21 protein-coding genes are annotated in these 24,027 nt (G+C 71.3%); 5 read left to right on the top strand and 16 right to left on the bottom strand.

What is annotated here, in order from left to right:
• Positions 1 to 51 precede the first annotated feature (51 nt).
• Positions 52 to 1,467 carry a serine/threonine-protein kinase gene (locus OG841_RS37765; RefSeq protein WP_365120814.1) on the top strand — a complete coding sequence of 472 codons (1,416 nt, stop codon included), beginning with the start codon at positions 52 to 54 and terminating at the stop codon, positions 1,465 to 1,467.
• A 61-nt stretch (positions 1,468 to 1,528) separates the two neighbouring features.
• Here OG841_RS37765 and OG841_RS37760 read toward each other — a convergent pair whose 3' ends face one another.
• The 9 genes from OG841_RS37760 to OG841_RS37720 all read right to left on the bottom strand — a co-directional run bounded on the left by OG841_RS37760 (position 1,529) and on the right by OG841_RS37720 (position 13,853).
• A complete protein-coding gene (locus tag OG841_RS37760) occupies positions 1,529 to 2,347 on the bottom strand; it encodes a TrmH family RNA methyltransferase (RefSeq protein ID WP_069761407.1) in 819 nt (272 codons plus the stop codon).
• Between the two features lie 64 nt (positions 2,348 to 2,411).
• Entirely contained in the window at positions 2,412 to 3,653 is a 1,242-nt protein-coding gene (gene cobA / locus OG841_RS37755) for a uroporphyrinogen-III C-methyltransferase (RefSeq protein ID WP_328637270.1), read from the bottom strand.
• 168 nt (positions 3,654 to 3,821) lie between these two features.
• Positions 3,822 to 7,736, bottom strand: coding sequence for a nicotinate-nucleotide--dimethylbenzimidazole phosphoribosyltransferase (gene cobT / locus OG841_RS37750; protein WP_365120796.1), 3,915 nt, complete (start codon positions 7,734 to 7,736; stop codon positions 3,822 to 3,824).
• Positions 7,737 to 8,113: 377 nt separating this feature from the next.
• A complete protein-coding gene (gene cbiE, locus OG841_RS37745; RefSeq protein WP_328637272.1) occupies positions 8,114 to 9,325 on the bottom strand; it encodes a precorrin-6y C5,15-methyltransferase (decarboxylating) subunit CbiE in 1,212 nt (403 codons plus the stop codon).
• 120 nt (positions 9,326 to 9,445) lie between these two features.
• A complete protein-coding gene (locus OG841_RS37740) occupies positions 9,446 to 10,084 on the bottom strand; it encodes a GNAT family N-acetyltransferase (RefSeq protein WP_328637273.1) in 639 nt (212 codons plus the stop codon).
• 146 nt (positions 10,085 to 10,230) lie between these two features.
• Positions 10,231 to 11,061, bottom strand: a complete 831-nt coding sequence (locus OG841_RS37735; protein ID WP_328637274.1) for a MetQ/NlpA family ABC transporter substrate-binding protein — start codon at positions 11,059 to 11,061, stop codon at positions 10,231 to 10,233.
• Positions 11,062 to 11,128: 67 nt separating this feature from the next.
• The gene (locus tag OG841_RS37730; protein WP_328637275.1) at positions 11,129 to 11,854 is read right to left on the bottom strand and encodes a methionine ABC transporter permease; all 726 of its coding nucleotides are present in this window, start codon (positions 11,852 to 11,854) and stop codon (positions 11,129 to 11,131) included.
• Entirely contained in the window at positions 11,851 to 12,882 is a 1,032-nt protein-coding gene (locus OG841_RS37725; protein ID WP_328637276.1) for a methionine ABC transporter ATP-binding protein, read from the bottom strand. Before OG841_RS37725 ends, OG841_RS37730 begins: the two co-directional genes overlap by 4 nt.
• A 320-nt stretch (positions 12,883 to 13,202) precedes the next feature.
• Positions 13,203 to 13,853 carry an HAD family hydrolase gene (locus OG841_RS37720; protein WP_328637277.1) on the bottom strand — a complete coding sequence of 217 codons (651 nt, stop codon included), beginning with the start codon at positions 13,851 to 13,853 and terminating at the stop codon, positions 13,203 to 13,205.
• Positions 13,854 to 13,922: 69 nt separating this feature from the next.
• Here OG841_RS37720 and OG841_RS37715 point away from each other — a divergent pair, with 69 nt between their 5' ends.
• Complete coding sequence (locus tag OG841_RS37715) at positions 13,923 to 14,282, top strand: hypothetical protein (protein ID WP_057614223.1); 360 nt, start codon at positions 13,923 to 13,925, stop codon at positions 14,280 to 14,282.
• The gene (locus tag OG841_RS37710; protein ID WP_266526156.1) at positions 14,263 to 14,691 is read left to right on the top strand and encodes a hypothetical protein; all 429 of its coding nucleotides are present in this window, start codon (positions 14,263 to 14,265) and stop codon (positions 14,689 to 14,691) included. Before OG841_RS37715 ends, OG841_RS37710 begins: the two co-directional genes overlap by 20 nt.
• 96 nt (positions 14,692 to 14,787) lie before the next feature.
• Here the strand turns inward: OG841_RS37710 and OG841_RS37705 are convergent, their stop codons facing one another.
• The 3 genes from OG841_RS37705 to OG841_RS37695 all read right to left on the bottom strand — a co-directional run bounded on the left by OG841_RS37705 (position 14,788) and on the right by OG841_RS37695 (position 17,079).
• The gene (locus OG841_RS37705) at positions 14,788 to 15,285 is read right to left on the bottom strand and encodes a GNAT family N-acetyltransferase (protein WP_328637278.1); all 498 of its coding nucleotides are present in this window, start codon (positions 15,283 to 15,285) and stop codon (positions 14,788 to 14,790) included.
• 45 nt (positions 15,286 to 15,330) lie between these two features.
• The gene (locus OG841_RS37700) at positions 15,331 to 15,837 is read right to left on the bottom strand and encodes a sigma-70 family RNA polymerase sigma factor (protein ID WP_328637279.1); all 507 of its coding nucleotides are present in this window, start codon (positions 15,835 to 15,837) and stop codon (positions 15,331 to 15,333) included.
• A gap of 75 nt (positions 15,838 to 15,912) precedes the next feature.
• Entirely contained in the window at positions 15,913 to 17,079 is a 1,167-nt protein-coding gene (locus tag OG841_RS37695; RefSeq protein WP_328637280.1) for a glycerophosphodiester phosphodiesterase, read from the bottom strand.
• Positions 17,080 to 17,450: 371 nt separating this feature from the next.
• On the opposite strand from OG841_RS37695, the gene OG841_RS37690 reads away from it, so the two are divergent.
• The gene (locus OG841_RS37690) at positions 17,451 to 18,122 is read left to right on the top strand and encodes a lysophospholipid acyltransferase family protein (protein ID WP_328637281.1); all 672 of its coding nucleotides are present in this window, start codon (positions 17,451 to 17,453) and stop codon (positions 18,120 to 18,122) included.
• Positions 18,123 to 18,158: 36 nt separating this feature from the next.
• Here the strand turns inward: OG841_RS37690 and OG841_RS37685 are convergent, their stop codons facing one another.
• The 4 genes from OG841_RS37685 to argH form a co-directional block, all read right to left on the bottom strand.
• Complete coding sequence (locus tag OG841_RS37685; protein ID WP_328637282.1) at positions 18,159 to 19,682, bottom strand: MFS transporter; 1,524 nt, start codon at positions 19,680 to 19,682, stop codon at positions 18,159 to 18,161.
• Complete coding sequence (locus OG841_RS37680; RefSeq protein WP_328637283.1) at positions 19,679 to 20,245, bottom strand: TetR/AcrR family transcriptional regulator; 567 nt, start codon at positions 20,243 to 20,245, stop codon at positions 19,679 to 19,681. The genes OG841_RS37685 and OG841_RS37680 overlap by 4 nt, the downstream gene beginning before the upstream one ends.
• An 83-nt stretch (positions 20,246 to 20,328) precedes the next feature.
• A complete protein-coding gene (locus OG841_RS37675) occupies positions 20,329 to 21,300 on the bottom strand; it encodes an aldo/keto reductase (RefSeq protein ID WP_365120787.1) in 972 nt (323 codons plus the stop codon).
• Between the two features lie 137 nt (positions 21,301 to 21,437).
• A complete protein-coding gene (gene argH, locus OG841_RS37670; RefSeq protein ID WP_328637285.1) occupies positions 21,438 to 22,868 on the bottom strand; it encodes an argininosuccinate lyase in 1,431 nt (476 codons plus the stop codon).
• A gap of 198 nt (positions 22,869 to 23,066) precedes the next feature.
• Between argH and OG841_RS37665 the strand changes: the two genes are divergently transcribed.
• Positions 23,067 to 23,966 carry a hypothetical protein gene (locus OG841_RS37665; RefSeq protein ID WP_328637286.1) on the top strand — a complete coding sequence of 300 codons (900 nt, stop codon included), beginning with the start codon at positions 23,067 to 23,069 and terminating at the stop codon, positions 23,964 to 23,966.
• Positions 23,967 to 24,027: the final 61 nt, after the last annotated feature.

Here is a 24,027-nt window from a genome sequence, read left to right as displayed (position 1 = left end):
CGGCCCGCGGAAACGTAAGCTGTGGCTCGTCACACGGACCGGGCAGCGGGGATGAACATGGCGATGATGCGCCTGAGGCGCGAGGACCCGCGCGTCGTCGGCTCGTTCAAACTTCACAGACGGCTCGGCGCGGGCGGAATGGGCGTCGTCTACCTGGGCTCCGACCGCAAGGGGCAGCGGGTCGCGCTGAAGGTCATCCGGCCCGATCTCGCGGAGGACCAGGAGTTCCGGTCGCGCTTCGCGCGCGAGGTCTCCGCCGCACGGCGGATCCGCGGCGGCTGCACCGCCCGGCTCGTGGCGGCGGACCTGGAAGCGGACCGTCCGTGGTTCGCCACCCAGTACGTCCCCGGCCCCTCCCTCCACGACAAGGTCGCCGACGAGGGATCCCTGGGCGCGGCCGAGGTCGCCGCCATCGGGGCCGCCCTCTCGGAGGGGCTCGTCGCCGTGCACGAGGCGGGGGTGGTGCACCGTGACCTCAAGCCGTCGAACATCCTCCTGTCCCCCAAGGGCCCGCGGATCATCGACTTCGGTATCGCCTGGGCGACCGGAGCCTCCACCCTCACCCATGTCGGCACCGCCGTCGGCTCCCCCGGCTTCCTCGCGCCCGAGCAGGTGCGCGGCGCCGCGGTGACGCCGGCCACCGACGTGTTCTCCCTGGGCGCGACCCTGGCGTACGCGTCGATGGGCGACTCGCCCTTCGGGCACGGCAGTTCCGAGGTGATGCTGTACCGCGTGGTCCACGAGGAGGCGCAGCTGCACGGCGTGCCCGACGCGGTGGCCCCCCTCATCCGCGCCTGTCTGGCGAAGGACCCCGAGGAGCGGCCGAGCACGCTCCAACTGTCGCTGCGGCTCAAGGAGATCGCGGCCCGCGAGGCACAGGGCCTGCCGGATCTGCGGCCGCCCGCCCCGCGCGCCGGCGAAGCGGACCGGCCCACCGGACGCATCGCCGACACCTACCCGGAGCGCGCCGCCCAACGACGCCCCCAGGGTCAGCCGGGCAATCCCAGCTCTCAGGGAACCCCTCCGGCCCGCGGTTCCGGGCAGATCCGCGGCCAGGCCCCCGCCCGCGGCGGGACCCCGTCACGCGGCGCCGGCACCCCGCGCGGCAACGGTGCGCCCTCCTCCCGCCCGGGCCCCCGGTCCACCCCGGCCTCCTCGCGGAACACGACCCGGTCCGGCAGCGGAAGCCGGCCCGCACCGCGCAGCGGTACCGGTCGGCCCTCCCCCAGGAACACCAAGACGGGACTGCGCCCCGCGAACCCCCGTCTCCTGCGTCAGCGACTGTTCGTGTTCGTCGTCGTGACGCTGCTCGTGGCCCTGGGCATCGCGGCGGCCCAGGGCTGTCAGGGGCCGTCGCGCGGACTCGGCGGCGACAGCGGAGTCGTACGGGAGCAGCGGCAGGGACAGGTGCACGCGCCGCCGCCCCAGGAACCGCCGCAGCAGTCGGTCACTGACGGAACCGACTGAGCACTTCGCCGGGATCGCCGGCGCGGAACGACACCCTGGGCGGACCTGGCCGACCTGCCGGTCAGCCCTGTGGACGCCCCGTGGCCACCGCGTAGAAGGCGACCGCGGCCGCCGCTCCCACGTTGAGGGAGTCGACGCCATGGGCCATCGGGATGCGGACCCATTCGTCGGCGGCGACCAGAGCCTGGGTGGTCAGGCCGTCGCCCTCGGCGCCGAGCATCAGCGCGACCCGGTCCATCCTGTGCGGGGCGGCCTCGTCGAGGGTCTTGGCCTTGGCGTCCGGGGTGAGGGCGAGGAGGGTGAAGCCGGCCTCGCGGACCGACTCCAGGCCCTTGGGCCAGGAGTCGAGGCGGGCGTAGGGGACGGAGAAGACCGCGCCCATCGAGACCTTGACGCTACGGCGGTACAGGGGGTCGGCGCAGTCGGGCGACAGCAGCACCGCGTCCATGCCCAGCGCGGCCGCCGAGCGGAAGATCGCGCCGATGTTGGTGTGGTCGTTGACCGACTCCATCACCACCACGCGGCGGGCGGTCTGGAGCAACTCGGCCGCCGTGGGCAGGGGTTTGCGCTGCATGGAGGCGAGCGCGCCGCGGTGCACGTGGTAGCCGGTGACCTGTTCGGCGAGCTCCGGGCTGACGGCGTAGACCGGGGCCGGGAGTTCGTCGATGACGTCACGCATGACGTCGACCCACTTCGCGGAGAGCAGCATGGAGCGCATCTCGTAGCCCGCGTCCTTCGCCCGGCGGATGACCTTCTCGCCCTCGGCGATGAACAGGCCCTCGGCCGGCTCGCGTTTACGCCGCAGTTCGACGTCGGTCAGGCCCGTGTAGTCGTGCAGGCGCGGGTCGTCGGGGTCCTCGACGGTGATGAGATCGGCCACAGGGTGATACTGCCTTGTCCTGGGAGCGGTGCCAACGGCTGGGAACAGGTTGTGTTACCCCGGGTTACTCCGAGGCCTCCGACAATCGCGGTCCCACGGCGACGACCTCGCCGACGACGATGACGGCCGGAGGCCTCACGTCCTCGGCGACGACCACCTCGCCGACCGTCGCCAGGGTGGCGTCGACCCGGCGCTGGGCGGCCGTCGTGCCCTCCTGGACCAGGGCGACCGGGGTGTCGGGCGACTTGCCGTGGGCCACCAGGGTCTCGGCGATCCGGCCGATCTTGTCGACACCCATGAGGATCACCAGGGTGCCGGTGAGCTTGGCGAGCGAGGGCCAGTCGACCAGGGAACGCTCGTCGTCAGGGGCGACATGGCCGCTGACCACCGTGAACTCGTGGGCCACGCCCCGGTGGGTGACCGGGATGCCGGCCGCGCCCGGGACCGAGATCGAGCTGGAGATGCCGGGGACGACGGTGCAGGGGATTCCGGCCTCGGCGAGGGCGTGCAGCTCCTCCATGCCCCGGCCGAAGACATAGGGGTCCCCGCCCTTCAGCCGTACGACCGACCTGCCCTGCTTGGCGTGCTCGATCAGGGCGTTGTTGATGGCCTCCTGGGCCATGAAACGGCCGTACGGGATCTTCGCCGCGTCGATGACCTCGACGTGCGGCGGGAGCTCGGCGAGGAGGTCACGGGGGCCGAGGCGGTCGGCGATGACGACGTCGGCCTCGGCGAGGAGACGGCGGCCGCGGACCGTGATCAGGTCGGGGTCGCCGGGACCGCCGCCGACGAGGGCGACGCCGGGGGTGCGGGTGCGGTGGTGGGGGGCGACGAGGGTGCCGTCGCGCAGGCCCTCGACCACCGCGTCCCGGATGGCCGCCGTGTGGCGGGGGTCCCGGCCCTTCGCGTTCGTCGTGAGCACGGCGACCGTGACGCCCTCGCTGTGGCCCGTCGCCGGGGTCCACGCGGTGGCGGCGTCGGCGTCGTCGGAACGGACGCACCAGACGCGATGGCGCTCCGCTTCGGCTGAGGCACGGGTGTTCGCCTCCGTGTCACCGGTCGCGATCAGGGCGTACCAGGCGTCTTCCAGGTCGCCTTCCCGGTAGGGCCGCCGGGCCCAGGTGATCTCGCCCGCGTCCGCCATCGCCTCCACGGAGGGGGTAGCCGAGGGAGACACCAGGACGATGTCAGCGCCCGCTGCGATCAGGGCCGGGAGACGGCGCTGGGCCACCTGGCCGCCGCCGAGGACGACGACCTTGCGGCCGGTGAGGCGGAGGCCTACGGGGTAGGCGGGGTTTTCGGCCATGAGGGTGCGGCTCCTCTTTACGGCGGTGCAGTGGCCCTGACGTGCGGATTTTACGGGGTGGGCGGGGAGAGCGGCTCAGGTGTCCGTTGGCTGGGCGTCGTTGCCGGGCACGGACCCACGTGCGAAGGGGATCCGGGGAGCGCGTCCCCGGATCCCCCCTCGCAGCGCCTACTTCTCGGTCACTCCTGCGGAATCGAAGGTCGCCACCTCATGCATTGCCCGCGCCGTGCTCTGGACCAGCGGGAGGGCCAGCAGGGCGCCCGTGCCCTCGCCGAGGCGGAGGTCGAGGTCGACCAGGGGGCGCAGGCCGAGCTTGTTCAGGGCGGCCACGTGTCCGGGTTCCGCGCTGCGATGGCCCGCGATGCAGGCCGCGAGGACCTCCGGGGCGATCGCGCGGGCCACCAGGGCGGCGGCGCCCGCACTGACGCCGTCCAGGATGACCGGCGTGCGGAGGGATGCGCCGCCCAGCAGCAGGCCCACCATCGCCGCGTGTTCGAAGCCGCCGATCGCCGCCAGGACGCCGATCGGGTCCGCGGGGTCCGGCTGGTGGAGTTCGATCGCGCGGCGGACGACCTCGGTCTTGCGGGCCAGGGTCTCGTCGTTGATGCCCGTGCCGCGACCGGTCACGTCGGCGGGATCGGTTCCCGTGAAGACCGAGATCAGGGCGGCGGACGCGGTGGTGTTCGCGATGCCCATCTCGCCCGTGAGGAGCGCCTTGTTGCCGGCGGCCACCAGGTCACGCGCGGTCTCGATGCCGACCTCGATGGCCTGCTTGGCTTCCTCGCGGCTCATCGCGGGACCGGCGGTCATGTCGGACGTGCCGGCACGGACCTTGCGGGGCAACAGGCCGGGCGTGGCCGGGAGTTCGGACGCCACGCCGACGTCCACCACGCACACCTCGGCGCCCACCTGAGCGGCGAAGGCGTTGCAGACCGCGCCGCCGCCGAGGAAGTTGGCGACCATCTGGGCCGTCACCTCCTGCGGCCAGGGGGTGACGCCCTGGGCGTGCACACCGTGGTCACCGGCGAAGATCGCGACGGCCGCGGGCTCCGGAATGGGCGGCGGGCACTGCCGCGAGAGCCCGCACAGCTGGGCGGAGATGATCTCCAGCATGCCGAGCGCGCCGGCCGGCTTGGTCATCCGCTTCTGCCGCTCCCAGGCCTCGCCGAGCGCCTTGGCGTCCAGCGGGCGGATCTGGGCGACGGTCTCGCCGAGCAGGTCGTGCGGCTCCTCGCCGGGCAGGGCACGGCGGCCGTACGTCTCCTCGTGCACGACCCACGACAGCGGGCGGCGCTTGGACCAGCCGGCCTGCATCAGCTCGGGCTCGTCCGGGAACTCGTCGACGTACCCGACGCACAGGTAGGCGATGACCTCCAGGTGCTCGGGAAGCCCCAGCGCACGGACCATCTCGCGCTCGTCGAAGAAGCTGACCCAGCCGACACCGAGGCCCTCGGCGCGGGCCGCGAGCCACAGGTTCTCCACGGCGAGCGCGGCGGAGTACGGGGCCATCTGCGGCTGGGTGTGCCGACCGAGGGTGTGGCGGCCGCCGCGGGTCGGGTCGGCGGTGACGACGATGTTCACCGGGGTCTCGAGGATGGCCTCGATCTTCAGTTCCTTGAACTGCTTGGCCCGGCCCTTGGGCAGCGACTTGGCGTACGCCTCGCGCTGGCGCTGCGCGAGGTCCTGCATCGCGGCGCGCGTCTCGGCGGAGCGGATGACGACGAAGTCCCAGGGCTGTGAGTGGCCGACGGAGGGCGCGGTGTGGGCGGCCTCCAGGACACGGAGCAGCACCTCGTGCGGGATCGGGTCGCCGCGGAAGCCGTTGCGGATGTCACGGCGCTCACGCATGACCTTGAGGACGGCCTCGCGCTCGGCGTCGTCGTAGGCGGGCGCGGCGGGGCCCGTGGACTGTCGTACTTCTTCCACGGCGGCCGTGCTCACTTCTTCCTGGACTTCCGGGACTTCTTCGTCTTCCTGATCGGCCGCCCGGGTGTCCAGGTCGTCCGCCTGCTGTGCGACTCCGGGGCCGCCGCCCGCCTCACGCGGCGCCGGGACCACGGGTTGCTGTGCGTCGTCCGTGGGGAGCGACAGCGGGTGCGGCGGGGTCGGCGCGAGGTGCGGGGTGGTCGGCACCGAGCCGTCCACCGGTACGAACTCGCCCAAGGGCTCGCCCGGTCGGGGCTCCAAGGGGACTCCGGCGGGCAGCACGGCGGGGGCCTCGGCGGCGGCGGGGTACGCGAACTGGGTCTGCGCATCGGCGAGTTCCGCCGCGAGCGGCTGGACTGCCGGCGTCTGCGGGCCCTGCGGCGCCTGGTCCGGGGCAGCCGGGAACTCCTCCTGCGCGACCGGGTCCGACGGCTGGACCTCGTCCGCCGGGAGCGGCTGGGCCGCCGGCGTCTGCGGGCCCTGCGGCGCCTGGTCCGGGGCAGCCGGGAACTCCTCCTGCGGGACCGGGTCCGACGGCTGGACCTCGTCCGCCGGGGCCGCCGGGTCCACCGCCTGTACGTCGGTGTCGGGCACGTCCGCCGCGGACGGCTCCGGCGCTTCCTGGGTGGGGACGTCGGCCGGCCCTCCGACGGGGTCCTGCGGGGCCTCGGCGGGGGCGGGCTCCGGGATCGGCTCCGGCGCCGGTGCTGCCTCCTCGACGGCGAGTGGCTCGGGCACCTCGGCCGCGGAGTAGTCCGCCGCCGGTGCGGAGGGGACTTCGGCGGGTGCGGTGACGACATCCGTGGGCTGCGGAGCCTGCTCGGCCTCCACGGGGGCCTGGAGCGTTACGTCTTCGGCCACGGAGGCGGCTTCATCGACGAGGGGTGCGGCTTCCTCCGTCGCGGCTTCGGCTTCCGGAGCTACCGGAGCTTGGTGAGCCGCGTCCGCTTCCTGGACCGTGCCGGTTTCGGCGTCCTCGGCGGTCACCGTTTCCGAAGCGACCGCTTCCTGGACGGCGACGGCCTCCGGCTCGGCCACTACCTCCTCGGCGACCGGCGTGGTGGCGTCGGCGTCCACCGCGGCGGCGGGCGCCTCCACGACAGGCACGGCCTCGGGCGCGGGCACCGGCTCGGCTTCAGCGGCGTCGACCGGTTCCGGCACGGCGACCGCGTCCTCAGCGGCACCGACGACGGGGCCACTGCCCGGCGCCTGCTCGGCGTCGGCACCGGAATCCGGGACCGCCTCGGTCGCCGCGGGGCCCGCAGCCAGGACCTGGTTCGCGGGCATCTCCGCACCGGCGGCCGGAGCGAGCTGAACACCGTCGGGTAGGGAGCCGTCTCCCGGCATCTGTCCCCCGCCCAGGTCGGCGCCCACGACGGATGCGGGCTCGTCTTCCCCGGCCTGAACGTCGTCAGCCCCGGGACCGTCCGCCAGGACCTGACCCGTCTCGGCGACCGGGGTCTGCACCGGCTCCGGCGCGTACCCGGCCTCCGGGCCCGGTACGGCATCCGGCACCGGGGCCTCGGGAGCCTCGTACGCCGCGGTCTCCACCTCGGAAGCGGGAGGGGTCACCGCAGCCTGGGCGGCGCCCACCGGCTCCTGGGCCGGAACAACCGTTTCGGCAGCCGGGGCCACCGTGCTCACCGGCGTCTGGACGGCGGCCGGGACCGGGGCGCCCCACGGGACCGCGCCCTGCGGCTGCGGCGCGTCGAAGTACTCGGGGCCGGGCACGGCCGCGGCCGGCTGCCGCATCGGTGCGCCCGCGGGGCCGCGGTCGGCGAGGGAGCGGACCGGGCTCGCGGAGGCGTCGGGGATCGGCGGACCGAGGTGCAGCGGCCGGCGAGGCGTGATGGGCGGGATCGGCGTCGAGGGAGCCTGCAGCTGCGGCGTGCGGACGGCGCTCAGATCATGCGCTCCGCTGTCGCGCCCGGACATCTCGTGCGGGCCCGGCTCGTGGACAGTCTCGACGACCGGCTCCGGGGCGGGCGGGGCGACCTCGTTGCCCCACGGGCTCTGGGCGCCCGGCAGCAGCAACAGGTCTTCGTCCTCGGCGGTGGTCTCGGAGAGGTAGGTGTACGCACCCGGGACGCCCGGCTGTTCCACCATGCCTGCGTTCTCCGGCAGTCCCTCGCCCGGGACCTGGCCGGTGTCGGTCATGCGTACCCCTCGCCCATCGGTTAGTGCTTCTACGACCAGCTCGCCGGGGACGGCGCACCGACCGCCCCCGCAGTGAAGAACGAGCGTGCGTGCCCAGCGGCACGAACGGCCCGCCGAGAAAGACGACAAAGCCATTAACTGGCATTGTCCCGGCCGTTTCCCCGTCGCGACAGGTTGATCCGCGACAGCCCGCTGTGGACTGCGCCACGTTGCGCGTCCTCCGGTTCTGCCGTACCACACCCACCCCAAAACGGGCGCGCTTTCCGGACATTGACGAACGAATGCCGGGCAGCCAGGAGCGGTACAACAGTCGGCCAGCCTACCGCGCGCAGTACGACAACAGGATCACGGGGACGGCGGAACAGCGACCGGCGGGGTCAGGCCGTACGGTCCGGGAGCACCCCGCTGAGCAGGAACGCGACACTCCGTTCCGTCTCCGTCCAGGCGCGGGTGTCGAGTTCGACGGACTGGAGGAGGGCGCACTCGACGCGGTAGCCGTGCTCGGTGAGGTCCCGGCCGACGAGTTCGGCCTCGTCGCGGGTGGCCGCGTGGGCGACGATGCGCTGCGGACGCCGGTCGGCGGCCGCGGAGACCACGGCCACTCCCCCGCCGCCGACGCGGACCACGTCCGGTTCGGGAAGGTTCTCCAGGACGTGCGGGGCGGTGCCGGGGACGATCTGGACCTGGAGTCCGAAGGCGCGGGCGTTGGCCTCGGTGCGCTCGCAGGCCCTCAGGTCGCGGTCGACGGCGATGACGGCCGCCCCGGCCCGGGCAGCCTCGGTGGCGAAGGCGCCGCTGCCGCAGCCGATGTCCCACACGAGGTCGCCGACGCGCGGTCCCAGCCGGGCGAGTTGGGCCGCGCGGAGCGGTTCCAGTTCGCCTTCGCCCATGAGGCCGCCGTAGGCCTCGGCGGGCAGGGTCCAGCCGCGCGGCGCGGCGGCCGGGTCGCGCCCGGCGATCCATCCGCCGCCTTCCGTGACGGCGGCGGTGCCGCCGATGACGATGACGAGGTTCGGGTCGCGCCAGGTGTGGTCGGCAGCCTTGTCGGAGGTGACGACGGTGACCTGTTCACGGTCGGTGCCGAGTTCCTCGCAGATGACGAAGGTGCGGTGGACGCCCTCCATCAGCAGGCCGAGTTCGGCGGGTCCGGCGCCGGGCGAAGTGAGGACGGCGACCTTGGTGTGGGCTCGGCACACGTTCACCGCGCGTCGCAGGGTGCGCCGGTGGGCGACGACCACCTGGGCGTCGTCCCAGGGCATACCGGCCCGCGCGAAGGCGGCGGCGACCGAGGACACGCCGGGGACGACCTCGACCTCCAGGCCGAACTCGGGTGCGCGCAGGGTTCGTACGACTCCGAAGAATCCGGGATCGCCGTCGGCGAGCACGACCGCGGTGCCGCGGTGGCCGGTGATGCGGCGGGCAGCGAGGGCGACGCTGCCGAGGCGGATGCGTTCGGCGGCGGGTGGCACCTCGGGGAGTGCCAGATGGTGGGCGGCGCCGGCGACCAGCGTGGCGGCGCCGAGGGCGGAGCGCGCCGCGGCGGTCAGCGGCGAGCCGTCCCAGCCGATCACCGTGACCCGGTCGGCCATCGTCTCTCAGTCTCCAGGGGGGTGTGCGCAGGCCTTCGTCGGTGGGCAGCCCGCGGGCGGCTCCGTGAGGGTACCCGCTGCGCCTCGGAAGCGCTTTCGCCGGCCTGAGTACGAATGGTGTCAGTTCCAGTCGGAGTACGTCGTGAAGCCGTCCGTGTCGGCCAGCTGATCGCCCGCTCCGTCGAGGTCCTCGGGCAGCAGACTCCACACGATGAAATCGGTGCGGACGTCGCTCCAGGTGCCGTCGTCGGCGCGGACGTGCGCTATGCAGGCGTTCCTCAGGACGCCCTCGCTGATACAGCCGATCTTCTGGGCGACCTGCTGGGAGGCGGTGTTGTCGGCCGCCGTGCGCAGCTCGATCCGCTCGAACTTCTGGTCGGTGAACAGCCACTGGGCGGTGGCGAGCGCCGCCTCGGAGGCGTAGCCCTCGCCGCGGGCCCAGGGGGCGATGATGTACGACAACTCCGTGGAGCGTACGTGCCAGTTGGTCTTGGCGAGCTGGACGATGCCGACCAGGCGCTGGGTGAGGAACTCGGTGACGGCGAAGTCGAGTCCGCGGCCGGCCTCCCGCTCGGTCGGCGCGTACTGCGTGATCCAGGCGCGCGCCTGTTCCTCGCTGTAGGGCTGGGGCACCTCGGTCCAGGCCCCGACCTGCTCGTCGTTCATCATCTCGGCCAGCGCGGGCACGTCGTCCTCGTCGAGAGGGCGCAGCACCAACCGCTCCGTGCTGATGGAGATGTTGGGGAAGGTGCCAGTCATGCGCCACTCCGTAACCGTCGGAAAACCTGCAGGGCCTGCTGAACTGCCCAGCATGCAGCATGAAAGCACCGAACCGCATCACGGGGCCCACACCTGGTGACGGAGTGGACCCCGTGCGTGGCGATACGTCGTATACGCGCCGGCGATCAGAAGGAGGCGAGGACGGAACCGGCGTACTTGTCCTCGATGAACTTCTTCACCTCGGCGGAGGTGAGCAGCTTGGCGAGCTTCTTCACGCGCGGGTCGTCCTCGTTGCCGTCCTTCACCGCGAGGAAGTTGCCGTACGGGTTGTTCTTGGGGGACTCCAGCACGAGGGCGTCCGAGGCGGGCTTGAGGTCGGCCTCGATGGCGTAGTTGCCGTTGACGACGGCCGCGTCGACGTCGTCCAGGGAGCGCGGGGTCTGGGCCGCCTCCAGCTCCTTGAACGTGAGGTTCTTCGGGTTCTTCGCGATGTCGGAGGGGGTCGCCTCGTTGCCGGCGCCGTCCTTGAGCGTGATGATCCCGTTGGCGTCGAGCAGCTTGAGGGCACGGGCCTCGTTCACGCTGTCGTTGGGGACGGCGATCGTCGCACCGCTCTTGAGGGCGTCGGCGCTCTGAACCTTGCGGGAGTAGAGGCCGAGCGGCTCCAGGTGGACCGTGACGACGGGCACGATGTGGGTGCCGTTCTTCTTGTTGTAGTCGTCGAGGTACGGCTGGTTCTGGAAGTAGTTGGCGTCCACCGAGCCGTCCTCGGTCGCCGGGTTCTGCGTCGTGTAGTCGCTGAACTCCTTGACCTCCAGGTCGAGGCCCGCCTTCTTCGCCAGGTTCTCCTTGATGTAGTTCAGGATCTCGGCGTGCGGGGTCGGGCTCGCGGCGACGACCAGCGGTCCGCTGGTGTCGGAGGCGGAGTCCGAGCCGGACGAACCGCAGGCGCTGAGCCCGAAGGTGAGGGCTCCGGCGGCGAGGGCGGCGGTGGTGAGCTTTGTGGCGTTACGCACGAAAAGTGCCTTTCCTTTTGGGTGCAGCGATCCCGTGATGGGGTGCACGGGAAGATTTCGGGGTGTCTCAGACGGTCTTGGTGTCCGCCGTGGAGGCCTTCAGCAGCCGCAGCTTCGGCGCCGGGCCCGAGCGTCCGCCGCGGCTGTGCAGCGAGCGGGCCGCGTAGTCGCCGGCGAACTGGATGACCGAGATGACCACGGCGAGGATCGCGACGGTGATCCACATGAGCTGGGTCTCGAAGCGCTGGTAGCCGTAGCGGATGGCGACGTCACCGAGGCCGCCGGCGCCGACCGTGCCGGCCATCGCGGAGTAGCCGATGAGGGCGACGATCGTGGTGGTGGTGCTGGCGATCAGCGAGGGCAGGGACTCGGGGACCAGAACCTTGCGGACGATCGTCCAGGTGTTGCCGCCCATCGACTGCACGGCCTCCACGAGCCCGCCGTCCACTTCGCGGACAGCCGTCTCGACGAGGCGCGCGAAGAAGGGGATCGCGCCGATGGCGAGCGGCACGATGGCGGCCTCGCGGCCGATGGTCGTCCCGGTGATCGAGCGGGTGAAGCCCATCAGCGCGACCATCAGGATGATGAACGGCATCGAGCGGGCGACGTTCACGACCTGCCCGATGACCTTGTTCGCGACGACGTTCTGGAGGAGTCCGCCGCGGTCGGTGAGGACGAGGAGGACGCCGAGCGGAAGGCCGCCCACGACGGCGATGAGCGTGGACCAGCCGACCATGTAGAGGGTGTCCCAACACGCCTGCTCCAGCAGGGGCCGCATCTCGGACCAGGTCACCTGGCACCTTCCTTCACCAGCTGGGGCGCACCGACGACGTCGATCTGAAGACCCTGTTCGCGCAGGAAGCCGACCGGCACGACGTTGTCCTCGTAGCGGCCGGGCAGTTCGATCCGCATCCGGCCGATCTGGAGGCCGGCGACGGTGTCGATGGCGGCACCGAGGATCGATATGTCGATGTTGTAGGTGCGTGAGAGCTGGGAGATGACCGGCTGGGTGGCGGCCTCGCCGTGGAAGGTGACGTCGATGACGGTCCGGTCCTCGCCGGTGGCCTCGCCGCCGACGGGGAAGAGCGCGGAGGCCAGCTCGGAGCCGGGGGTCGCGAGCAGCTCGCCGACCGTGCCGGACTCGACGATGCGGCCGTTCTCCATCAGGGCGGCCGAGTCGCAGACCGACTTCACGACGTCCATCTCGTGAGTGATGAGCAGGACGGTGAGGCCCAACTGCCGGTTCAGGTCGCGCAACAGCTGGAGGACCGAGCGGGTGGTCTCCGGGTCGAGGGCGCTGGTGGCCTCGTCGGACAGGAGCACCTTGGGGTCGCCGGCCAGGGCACGGGCGATGCCGACGCGCTGCTTCTGGCCGCCGGAGAGCTGGGCCGGGTAGGCACCCGCCCGGTCGGCGAGTCCGACGAGGTCCAGCAGCTCAAGTGCCTTGCGGGAGCGCTCCTTGCCCGACTTGCCGAGGATCTCGAGCGGCAGCTCGACGTTGTCCTGCACCGTCCGGGTGGACAGCAGGTTGAAGTGCTGGAAGACCATGCCGATACGGCTGCGCGCCTGCCGCAGCTCCTTGCCGGCGCGGGGTCCGCGCCCCGCGAGGGCGGTGAGGTCCTGTCCGGCGACGGTCACCGTGCCGGCGGTGGGGCGCTCCAGCAGGTTGACGCAGCGGATGAGCGAGGACTTGCCGGCGCCGGACTGGCCGATGACGCCGTACACCTCGCCTTCGCGGACATGGAGATCGACGCCGTCGAGGGCGGTGATCTCTCGCCCGCGTGAGCGGTAGACCTTCGTGAGGCCTGTTGTCGTGATCACTGGGGTTCCGTCACTGTCGAGTACGCGGGCGTGGGTGTGCCCCGGTACGGGAGAGAAGTCGTGCGCGGGCACATGGGTCACGTACGGCGTTCGCGGCGTACGGACGTGCCGGGGCGGCTCGCTTCGGGGCGCGAGCTCAGGGGGGTGGTGCGGGGGCCCTCTAACAGGCGCACATTCGACACATACAACGAGCACCGGGCGTCATGGTCGCCTCGGTCGCAAGGGTGCGGCAGCTCGTCGTGGTCATGCGATCAGTAAAGCAGACGTATGGGAGCGACCAAGAACCCGTTGTCCGAATGACGGACAACGGTGGACACGTTTCAGGACCGGACGGAGATCTGCACGTTCCCGCCGGTGACCAGTGCCGACAAGGCCGACAGATTCTCGACCACCAGGTCGGCGTCGAGCTCGTGGGCCTGATGAGTTGTGGTCAAGGCCACGGTGGTCATTCCGGCGGCCCGGCCGGCGCGCAGGCCCGCGGGGGCGTCCTCGAAGACGACACAACGGGCCGGGTCGACGCCGAGTTCGCGAGCGGCGAGCAGATAGGGCTCGGGGTCCGGCTTGCCGCGGGTGACGTCGTCTGCGGCGACCAGCGTCTTGGGGAGGATGCCGACCGCTTCGAGTCGGGCCTCGGCGAGCCGGCGGGTGGCGGAGGTGACGACGGCCCAGCGGTCGGCGGGCAGGGCGTCGAGGAAGGCCCTGGTGCCGGGGAGCAGATGGACACCGCCGTTGGGCACGTCCTCCACCTCCAGCTGCTCGATCCGCGCGAGAGCCTGCGGAACGACGTCGGCGGGGAGCAGGTCGGCGGCTATCTCGACGGCCGGTCGCCCATGCAGTTCGACACGGGCGAACTCGTCGGCGGTGATGCCGAACTCCTCGGCCCAGCGCGTCCAGCAGCGATGGACGGATTCGAGAGAGGACACGAGGGTTCCGTCGTTGTCGAACAGGAGGGCTTCCGCCGGGATCTTCATGCCGTCGACCCTACGGTGCCGTGCGGGGGCGGCCGCATCAGGCCTTTTGGGCCGTAATAGGCTCGCCGCATGTTTGATGCCCTGACGCTGGTGACCGGCGTCGCCGCGCTGCTGCTGGCCGCCTGGTGCGGCTGGGCCGCGTACCGTGATCAGCCGACCAAGGACTGGCACTTCATCGGGATGGCCGTGGTGTCGGTGCTGGCGCTGGTCCAGTTGGTGATCGGGATCGTGCAGCTCGCGCGGGGCGAGAAGCCCGAGCAGGGAACGACGATCTTCGTCGCCTATCTGCTGGGGGCGTTCGCGTGTGTGCCGGCGGCGGGGATCATGTCGCTCACGGAGCGGACGCGGTGGGGATCGGTGACGGTTGCGGCCGGCGGTGTGGTGCTGGCCGTTCTGGAGGTGCGGCTCTATGACATCTGGGGAGGCTGACGTGAGTCGGCGACGGCTGACCAGTGGGCCGGGGACGCTGCTCGTCTGGCTGTACGGGGTGATGGTCGTCGGGGCGGTGTCTCGGTCCGCCGTGCAGATCTCCACGGAGTTCGACCGGGCGCCGCTGGCCTATTCGCTGTCCGCCGTCGCGGGTGTCGTGTACGGCTTCATCACGTACTCGCTGGTGCGCGGTGGTGAGACGGCCCGTAAGGCGGCGCTGGTGTGCTGTGTGGTTGAGCTGCTGGGTGTGCTGACCGTGGGCACCTGGACGTTGGTGGAGCCGTCGGCGTTTCCGGATGCGACCGTGTGGTCGGACTTCGGGATCGGGTACCTCTTTATCCCCGTGTTGCTTCCGTTGTCGGCGATCTATTGGCTGCGGAAGGGTGCGCCGAACGGGGATGCCGCCTGAGGTTCGTCTGGCGGCATCCGGTCCGTTGTGGCGGGTCGCGCCCACGCGGCGGAGCCGCAGATCAATACAGCCCCGCGCCCCTAAAAGCTAAAGCCCTCAAGCCGTTGCCGCATATGTGCCGGCCGGCTTCTCCAGGACGATCATCGGTACTCCGTCCGCGCCCTCCGACGTGCCCACCGTCTGGTAGCCGACCTTGCGGTAGAGGCGGAGGTTGCCCTCACTGCGGTGGCCGGTGAAGAGGCGGAAGCTGGTGGCGCCGCGCTCCTCCGCCAGGGCGGCTTCGGCCGCCCGGAGAAGGCGGGCGCCGATGCCGTGGCCCTGGAGGCGGGGGTGGACGCAGAGTTTGCCGATGGCGGCCGAGCCGTCCTCGGTGACGTGGCCGCGGACCGAGCCGACCACCTCTTCGCCCAGGCGGGCCACGAAGACGCAGTCCGCGACCACCTCCGCGCGGACCGAGTCCAGGCTCTGGACGAGCGGATCGATGCGGTAGTTGCCGTACAGCGCCGCCTCACTCTGGAAGCACAGGTACTGCAGCCTGAAGATCTGCTCCGCGTCCTGCTCGGCCGCCGCAGAGATGGTCACGCTCATGCCCATGTGCGCACGCCTCCCGCTCACCTGATCGCCTGTTGTCCCCCACTCCTATCCCCGCCCCCGGTGTGTCGCAACCTCCGGTGTGAGCAATCTGCGAAGACATCCCAGGCATCTGGAACGTTCCGGACCGAGACTGCCCTGTGAGATACCCAACTCCCCCGCGATCTCCCGGTAGGTCAGGTCCCGCGGGGAGAGGAGGGCCGCCATGAGGGAGGGGCAGCGGCCGGGCAGTCGGCGCACCGCGTCGTGCAGGGCCCGGCGGCGGGCCGCCGCGAGGGTGAGCTGTTCGGGGGTGCGGTCGTCGTCGGCCGCGGGTTCGGTGTCGTACGGCCGTTCCAGGCGGGCGGTAAGACGGCTGCGGCGGGACTCGGAACGGACGGCGTGGCGGAGCCAGCCGGGCGGGTCGAGGGGCGGGCCCTGGGTCTCCAGATGCTCCAGCAGGCGGAGCCACACCGCCTGCTCCAGATCGGCCGGTTCCGTACCGGTGGCATGTGCCTCCGCGGAGGCCTCGGCGGTCAGCAGTGGCCGCAGGGTGGTGACCAAGTCGTGCGTCATATGCGGTACGACACGGCCGCCCGGGCATTGGGTTGCCCGGGCGGCGGAAAGTCACCCCGATCGGGGCACGGTGGCTCAGCCGTTGACGAAGTCCGCGCGGGCGAGGACGCCCGTGTCCGCGTTGTCGGTGAAGACGCCGTCGATGCCGGTGGCGAAGTACCTCTTGAACGCGCCGAAGGCGTCGCCGAAGGCGTCCGCGTCCGTGCCCCTGCGGTACTCCGCCGGCAGGAAGGGGTTCTCGTTGCGCATGGTGTAGGGGTGCAGGATCAGCCCGACCTTGTGGGCGTCGGCGACGAGGGTCGTCTCCTTGTCGAGGGTGCCGTCCGCCTTCTTCGTGATGACCAGGTCGAGGGTCGGGCCGATGCCCTGGGCATAGCCGGCGATCTCCCTGAGGCCCTTGGGCGTGATCAGGTCGGCGACAGTGCGCGGGTCGCCCTTCTCGACGAGGTCCCAGGGCCGGGTGTTCGCCGCGGACAGGAGCACCACCAGGGGGTTGTCGACCAGCTTGTTCAGGCGCTGGATGCTGGTCGGCTCGAAGGACTGCAGGATGACCGGGGAGTTCCGCTTGTCCTTGCCGTGCTGGTGCAGGAGCTTCGCGACCCGCTCCTCGAGGCCGAGGCCGAGCCCCCGGAAGTAGGTGGGGTGCTTGGTCTCGGGGTAGATCCAGACCTGCTTGCCGCGCTTGCGGGTCTGCTCGTCCTGCCACTTCAGGACTTCCTCGAAGGTGGGGATGTCCCAGCGGCCGTTGTAGAGCGTGTTGTGCGGGCGGTTGGCCGGGATGCGCTCGATCGCGCGGAGCGTCTTGAGCTCGGCGAGCGTGAAGTCCTCGGTGAACCAGCCGGTCGTGGAGACGCCGTCGAGGACCTTGGTGGTCCTGCGGCCGGCGAACTCGGGATGGTCGGCGACGTTCGTGGTGCCGCCGATCTCCGGCTCGTGGCGGCAGACCAGGTGACCGTCCCTGGTGGGGACGAGGTCGCCGGCCTCGACGATGTCGGCGCCCAGGTCGAGGGCGAGCTGGTAGGAGCCGAAGGTGTGCTCGGGGCGGTAGCCGCTGGCGCCCCGGTGACCGATGACCGTCGGCACGGGCAGGCTCTTCAACCCGCCGCCGTGCCCGGCGGAACCGGCCCCGGCGGCTCTCGCGGTACCGGGCAGGCCCAGGACCGCTCCCCCGGCGCCGAACATGGCGGCCCCGAGAAGTGCCCGCCGCCCGGTGCCGTCCGTGTGCTCGTCCTGCGATCCCATGGGGACCCCTCCTGCCGTCGCCTCTTCGATGCGGGCCGATCGTAGGTGCGTGTCCATGACGGACGGGAGACCTCCGGCGGAACACGCGGGTGACGTGGGATGTCGCATGGGAACAGATGTCTGACGACTCGTCGGCTTCGGGAGCGGAGGGCGGGGTACGCGTCGTTCGGGGCGACCTCCGTCACACCGTTCCGCCCGGGTTTCCGGGAGGCAACGCGGTCCATCCGCAGGTAAACGAGTGTCAACAGTGCGTAAGACCTCGGTGAACCGCGGGCGCTCGATGTGCACGATCCCCCGAGCCGCGAGTAATGTCCTCACCTGCACAGACTCATACAGTTTCCCTGGCCGTTCTCTTGACACCGGAGGGCCCGTTGTCCCGCTTCGCGCTCATCAAGGCAGTGCTCGGACCGATCATGCGCCTGATGTTCCGCCCACAGGTGGAGGGCGCGGAGCACATCCCGGGTGACGGTCCCGTCATCCTGGCCGGCAACCACCTCACCTTCATCGACTCGATGATCCTTCCTCTGGTGTGCGACCGGCAGGTGTTCTTCATCGGCAAGGACGAGTACGTCACCGGCAAGACCCTCAAGGGCCGGCTCATGGCCTGGTTCTTCACCGGTGTCGGCATGATCCCGGTGGACCGCGACGGCGGCCGCGGTGGAGTCGCCGCGCTGATGACCGGCCGACGGGTGCTGGAGGAGGGCAAGGTCTTCGGGATCTACCCCGAGGGAACGCGATCGCCCGACGGCCGGCTCTACCGGGGACGCACCGGTATCGCCCGTCTGACGCTCATGACGGGGGCCCCGGTGGTTCCCTTCGCGATGATCGGCACGGACAAGTTGCAGCCCGGGGGTGCGGGGATGCCCCGCCCGGGGCGGGTCACGGTTCGCTTCGGTGAGGCGATGGAGTTCTCGCGGTACGAGGGCATGGACCGGGACCGGTACGTGCTGCGGGCCGTGACGGACTCCGTGATGACCGAGGTCATGCAGCTGTCCGGGCAGGAGTACGTGGACATGTACGCCACCAAGGCGAAGGCTGCCTAGGAGCGGCGGAGCCGCACCTCGACACGGCCCGTGCGCCTAGAAACCCCTGTCGAGCCGTTGGTCCCTCAGCATGAACCAGGCCGCTACCGCGGTCGCGAGCAGGACCGCCGCCCCCGCGCCCGCGGCGATGGTGAGGCCGTCCACGAAGGCCTCACGAGCTGACGACAGCAAGTCCTGAGCCGTGTTCGTCGGCAGGGCGGACGCTGCCTCCACCGCGCCGCCCAGGGACTCGCGCGCCCCTTCCGGCGTGCCCGCGGGGGCCGCGAAGTCCCGGTAGACGCCCGTCACGATCGAGCCCAGTACCGCGATGCCCAGGGCCGCGCCCAGTTCGTACGCCGTCTCGGACACCGCCGATGCCGAGCCCGCCTGGTCCTTGGGGACGCTCGACAGGATCACGTCGGCGGTCACCGTGAAGGAGAAGCCCGCACCCACGCCGACCACCAGCAGGGCGGCGCCCAACAGGGGGTAACCCGTGGACTGGTCGAGCAGGGTCAGGGCCGCCAGGGCCACGCCGATGGCCGCCAGGCCTCCTGAGACGACCGCGCGCACCGAGTAACGGCGGGCCATCGTGCCCGCGACCAGGCCCGCCGCCACCGCGCCCACCGCCGCCGGGAGTTCGGCCAGACCCGCCTCCAACGGGCCTCTGCCCTGGACGAGTTGCAGGTACTGGGACAGGAAGAAGACCAGCCCGGAGAGGCCGAGGATGGTCAGGAGGTCGGCCAGGACGGCGCCGCTGAATCCGTGGTTGCGGAAGAGGCGCATGTCCAGCAGGGGCGCGGGGAGGGTGAGCTGGCGGCGGACGAAGGCGTACAGGGCCGCCGCTCCGAGGACTCCCGCGACGACCGGCTGCCACGTGATGCCGTGCGCGGCGGTCTCCTTGACGGCGTAGACCACTCCGATCATGCCGACCAGGGACAGTGCGACGCTGGCCATGTCCCAGGGGCCCGGGTTCGGGTTGCGGGACTCGGGCAGGAACCTGATGCCGACGAGAACGAGGACCGCCATCACGGGCAGGTTGATCAGGAAGACCGAGCCCCACCAGAAGTGTTCGAGGAGGAAGCCGCCGACGATGGGGCCGATCGCCGTACCGGCGGAGGCGGCCGCGCCCCAGATGCCGACGGCGAGGCTGCGTTCGCGCGGGTCGTGGAAGATGTTGCGGATCAGGGCCAGGGTGGCGGGCATCAGGGTCGCGCCCGCGACGCCGAGCAGCGCCCGCGCCAGGATCAACAACTCCGGTGTCGTCGCATAGGCGTTGAGGATCGATATCGCGCCGAACGCCGTCGCGCCCAGCAGCAGGATCCGTTTGCGGCCGATGCGGTCGCCGAGGCTGCCCATCGACACCAGCAGGCCCGCGATGACGAACGAGTAGACGTCACCGATCCACAGGAGCTGGGTGCCGGTCGGCTCGAGGTCCTCGCTGATGTACGGGGTCGCGAGGCCGAGGACGGTCGCGTCGACGGCCACCAGCAGCACGGCGAGCACCAGGACGGACAGCGCGAGCCAACGGCCGGGACGCTTCACCGCCTCGGTCGCGGTCGCCGGCTGCAGGGTGCTGGTCATGATTCCTCTATCGGTCGTACGGAATGCCGCAGTGCGCCGCCGAGCAGCAGCTCGACGGTCATGTGGTGGAAGTCCTTGGGGGCGCCCTTGCCGCTCTGGAGCAGCCAGACGGCGGAGGCGAGCAGGCCGAACAGGGCCTCGGTGAGCCAGACGGGCGTGAGGTCGATGCGGAACTCGCCGTCCTGCTGGCCGCGCCGGAACAGTGCGGAGATGCGGGCGTCGATCCGGGCCCAGCCGTCGTGCTGCTCCTCGCCCTCGAAGAGCTGGTTCTCCGTGTAGAGGAAGGCGAGGAGTCCGGCCGCGGGTTCGGCCTCGCGGACCAGGCGCCGTACGGCTTCGCTCGCCGGCCCCTCGTCCAGGCGGGCGGCGTCGAGCGCCTTCTCGCACTCCTCGATGCCGAGCGACTCCAGTGCCCGTACGAGCGCGTCGCGTCCGGCGAAGTGGCGGTGCAGCGTGGCCCGGCTGATCCCGGCGGACTTGGCGACCTCGTCCATGGTCGCGGTGGATCGGCGGGTCAGCAGGGCCGCGGCACTGCGCAGCACATGGTCACGGTCGACAGCCATGAGACGACTATAGACCATGTGAGACATTCATGTCTCACGACGGCCATAGATGTCTCATGGGCGACCGCCGAACCGAGAGCTCGTCAGTGCCAGGGCAGTCGGCCGCGGCGCTCCCAGTACGTGCCCGGCTCCTCCGCCAGCCCTGCCAGCCGGGACAGCTGCTCGTCGTCGAGGTCCACGACGGCCGCGTGCAGGTTGGACGCGAGCTGGACGGTGGTGGCGGCCCCCGAGAGGACGACTCCGGCCCAGGGCTGACGGAGGACGAGCGCGAGGGCCACGGCGTCACAGCCCAGGGAGGTTTCCGCCGCTACGGCCTTCAGGGCGTCCGGGGCGTGCGGTTCGGCGAGCCTGCCGTTGGCCATGCCCTCCTTGACGATCACCGTGAGGCCCGCGTCGTGGGCCTCGGCGAGGGCGGGGGCGGCCGAGGTCTCCAGGGCGTTGTACGTCGACTGGACGGTACGGAAGAGCGGCTCGCCGTCGACCGTCACGGCGAGGGCGGCGCGGATCGCGTCCGCCTGGGCGGGGCCGCTGGTGGAGAAGCCGATCGAGGTGCCCTGGGCGGCCGCCTCGGCGAGCCTCGCGTGGAGTTCCTTGTCGGTGAGGGCCGGGCTGTCCGGGGTCACCGAGTGGATCTGGTAGAGGTCGAGGCGGTCGCCGAGCAGTTCGGCGGATTCGCCGCGCTGGCGGTCGTAGGTCTGGACGCTGTGGTCCTTGACCTCGTGGCGCTCGGCGTCGGTGGTCCAGTCGGCGGTGTAGGTGTAGCCCCATTTGCTGCCGACGACCACATCGTCGATGCCGGGGTTCTTGTCGAGCCAGTCCGCGAGGAACTCCTCGGAGCGGCCGTAGGAGCGGGCCACGTCGAAGTAGCGGACGCCTTGGAAGTAGGCGGCGTCGAGGAGTTCGTGGGTGCGGGTGCGGAGGCTCTCCACGCTGCGGTCGTCTCCGAGGTCTTCGTCTCGGCCGAGGTTGATGTAGCCGGGGCGTCCGACGGCGGCGAGGCCGAGTCCGATGTGGCAGGTGGGGGTTGTCGCTGCGGCCAGTCGGGCGAAGGGCATCACGGGCTCCGTTCGGTCGGGTCCGGTACGGCTTCCGACCAACGTAACCCGCGATGACCTTCGGTGAAGGAACCGCGCGCCCAAGAGCTCGGTGGGTACTGGCTTGTTGGCGGGTGCGGGTCCGTTGCGGCTTGCCCCTACGGGCGCTTCGCCTCCGCCCACTTGTGCTGTGCTGCCACGTCCGCCTTCACTTCCGCCAGCTGGACCACCACCGCGCTCGGAGCCGTGCCGCCCCTGGCGTTGCGGGAAGCGAGCGCGCCCGGGACGTTGAGGACCGTGCGGACCTCCGGGGTCAGGTGGGCGGAGATCTTGGCGAACTGATCGTCCGTCAGGTCGCTCAGTTCCTTGCCCTCGGCCTCCGCCGCCTTGACGCACTCGCCCGCCACCTCGTGGGCCACACGGAAGGGGACGCCCTGCTTGACCAGCCACTCGGCGATGTCGGTGGCGAGGGAGAAGCCGGCCGGGGCCAGTTCCTCCATGCGCTCGCGGTTGACGGTGAGGGTCGCCATCATGCCGGTGAAGGCGGGGAGCAGGACCTCCAACTGGTCGCAGGAGTCGAAGACCGGCTCCTTGTCCTCCTGGAGATCGCGGTTGTAGGCGAGGGGCAGGGCCTTCAAAGTCGCCATCAGACCCGTCAGGTTGCCGATCAGACGGCCGGACTTGCCACGGGCCAGCTCCGCGATGTCCGGGTTCTTCTTCTGCGGCATGATCGACGAGCCGGTGGAGAACGCGTCGTGCAGGGTCACGAAGGAGAACTCCTTCGTGTTCCAGATGATGATCTCCTCGGCGATCCGGGAGAGGTTGACGCCGATCATCGCGGTGATGAAGGCGAACTCGGCGGCGAAGTCACGGGAGGCCGTGCCGTCGATGGAGTTGCCGACGCTGCCGTGCTCGAAGCCGAGGTCCTTCGCGACCGCCTCCGGGTCCAGGCCCAGGGAGGAACCGGCCAGTGCGCCCGAGCCGTACGGCGAGACGGCCGTGCGCTCGTCCCACTGGCGCAGCCGCTCCGCGTCCCGGGACAGGGACTGGACGTGGGCCAGGACGTGGTGGGCGAACAGGACCGGCTGGGCGTGCTGGAGGTGGGTGCGGCCGGGCATCGCCACGTCCGGGTGGGCCTCCGCCAGGCCGACCAGCGCGTCCTGGAGCTCGGCGATCAGGCCGCCAATGATGCGGGCGTGGTCCCGCAGGTACATGCGGAAGAGGGTCGCGATCTGGTCGTTGCGCGAGCGGCCGGCGCGCAGCTTGCCGCCGAGGTCGGGGCCGACCCGCTCCAGCAGGCCCCGCTCCAGGGCCGTGTGGCAGTCCTCGTCGGCGATCGTGCCCACGAAGGAACCGTCGGCCACGTCGGCTTCGAGCTGGTCGAGCCCCGCGTGCATGCGCTGGAGCTCGTCCTCGCTCAGCAGTCCCGCGTTGTGCAGCACGCGCGCGTGGGCACGCGAACCGGCGATGTCGTACGGCGCGAGCCGCCAGTCGAAGTGGACGGACGCGGACAGCTTGGCCAGGGCCTCGGCGGGACCGTCGGCGAAACGGCCGCCCCAGAGCCGGACGTCACCGCTGTTGCTGCTCACTTGCGTTGCTCCTCACGGCTGCACTCAACGTTATGCATGATTATGCAGAGTCCTGCATGATTCGTCAATCCGGGGTCCGGGCGGCAAGGAATTTGCGCTCCCTTTGAACACGGGAAACCGCTTGCCCGTACTTCCCGCCGAACGCAGGCGCCGCGTTTGTCAACGAAGACCACTCCCGACCCCGAGTGAGGCATCCGCATGTCCAGGGCTCTTCCTAAGTACAACAAGCGCCGCGTGGCGATCATCGGCGGCGCCGCCGCCGTGGCACTGACCGGGGCGATCGTCGCCGGTACGGCCCTCGCCGGGGAGACCTCCAAGAGCGCCACCCCCACCGCCCGCACGCTGGCCGACGTCGGCAGCATCACGTGCCCGGACGTGGCCTCCCAGCTGCCGGAGATCCCGGCCACCGCGCAGGCCGAGGTCGACCGCAACCTGACCCTGCTCCAGACCCAGATCGACGAGGCCAACAAGCGGCTCGTCGACACCGTCGGCCAGGGCGGCAAGAACTTCGTCCAGAACGCGATCCTCGGCCCGCTGGAGGACAAGCGGATCGCCACGGTCAACCGCATCGCCACCGCCATCGGCCGTACGGCCGACAAGCCGCAGGGCCTCGACGCCCTGGCCCCCTGCACCCTCAACGCCGGCGGTGCCGCCGGCACGGGCGAGGAGGCGGGCGCGGGCGCTGAGGCCGGGGCCGGCGCGGAGGCGGGGGCCACGCCGAGCGAGGCGGCCTCGGAGGCGGCCGGCGGCGCCGAGGACACCGGGAACGCGCAGGGCGCGGGCGACGCGGGCGAGGCGGCCGGAACCGGCGCCATCTCCTGCCCGGACGTGGCCTCGCAGCTGCCGGCGATCCCCGCCACCGCACAGGCCGAGGTGGACCGCAACCTGGCGCTGCTCGACACGCAGCTCGCCGAGGCGAACAAGCGGCTCGTCGACACCGTCGGCCAGGGCGGTCAGAACTTCGTCCAGAACGCGATCCTCGGCCCGCTGGCCGACAAGCGGAAGTCGACCATCGACCGCATCGCGATCTCCATCGGCCGTACCGCGGAGAAGCCGCAGGGCCTCGACTCCCTGGCCGCCTGCACGCTCACCCAGTGACGTGACAGGCGCTGTGGCCGCCCCGTGTGAGCGCCGGCCGGGGCGGCCACGGGCGTCCTCC

Source organism: Streptomyces canus, assembly GCF_041435015.1.
GTDB lineage: Bacteria > Actinomycetota > Actinomycetes > Streptomycetales > Streptomycetaceae > Streptomyces > Streptomyces canus_G.
This window is presented reverse-complemented; position numbering and strand designations above follow the sequence as displayed.

Coding starts and splice junctions, on each gene's coding strand:
- OG841_RS37705 (WP_328637278.1), bottom strand. CDS start 15,285: ATGGGCATGAGCGTGACCATCTCTGCGGCGGCCGAGCAGGACGCGGAG.
- OG841_RS37675 (WP_365120787.1), bottom strand. CDS start 21,300: ATGCCCTTCGCCCGACTGGCCGCAGCGACAACCCCCACCTGCCACATC.
- cbiE (WP_328637272.1), bottom strand. CDS start 9,325: ATGGCCGACCGGGTCACGGTGATCGGCTGGGACGGCTCGCCGCTGACC.
- OG841_RS37685 (WP_328637282.1), bottom strand. CDS start 19,682: ATGACCAGCACCCTGCAGCCGGCGACCGCGACCGAGGCGGTGAAGCGT.
- OG841_RS37680 (WP_328637283.1), bottom strand. CDS start 20,245: ATGGCTGTCGACCGTGACCATGTGCTGCGCAGTGCCGCGGCCCTGCTG.
- OG841_RS37715 (WP_057614223.1), top strand. CDS start 13,923: ATGTTTGATGCCCTGACGCTGGTGACCGGCGTCGCCGCGCTGCTGCTG.
- OG841_RS37695 (WP_328637280.1), bottom strand. CDS start 17,079: ATGGGATCGCAGGACGAGCACACGGACGGCACCGGGCGGCGGGCACTT.
- OG841_RS37765 (WP_365120814.1), top strand. CDS start 52: ATGAACATGGCGATGATGCGCCTGAGGCGCGAGGACCCGCGCGTCGTC.
- OG841_RS37740 (WP_328637273.1), bottom strand. CDS start 10,084: ATGACTGGCACCTTCCCCAACATCTCCATCAGCACGGAGCGGTTGGTG.
- cobT (WP_365120796.1), bottom strand. CDS start 7,736: ATGACCGACACCGGCCAGGTCCCGGGCGAGGGACTGCCGGAGAACGCA.
- OG841_RS37710 (WP_266526156.1), top strand. CDS start 14,263: ATGACATCTGGGGAGGCTGACGTGAGTCGGCGACGGCTGACCAGTGGG.
- cobA (WP_328637270.1), bottom strand. CDS start 3,653: ATGGCCGAAAACCCCGCCTACCCCGTAGGCCTCCGCCTCACCGGCCGC.
- OG841_RS37700 (WP_328637279.1), bottom strand. CDS start 15,837: ATGACGCACGACTTGGTCACCACCCTGCGGCCACTGCTGACCGCCGAG.
- OG841_RS37720 (WP_328637277.1), bottom strand. CDS start 13,853: ATGAAGATCCCGGCGGAAGCCCTCCTGTTCGACAACGACGGAACCCTC.
- OG841_RS37665 (WP_328637286.1), top strand. CDS start 23,067: ATGTCCAGGGCTCTTCCTAAGTACAACAAGCGCCGCGTGGCGATCATC.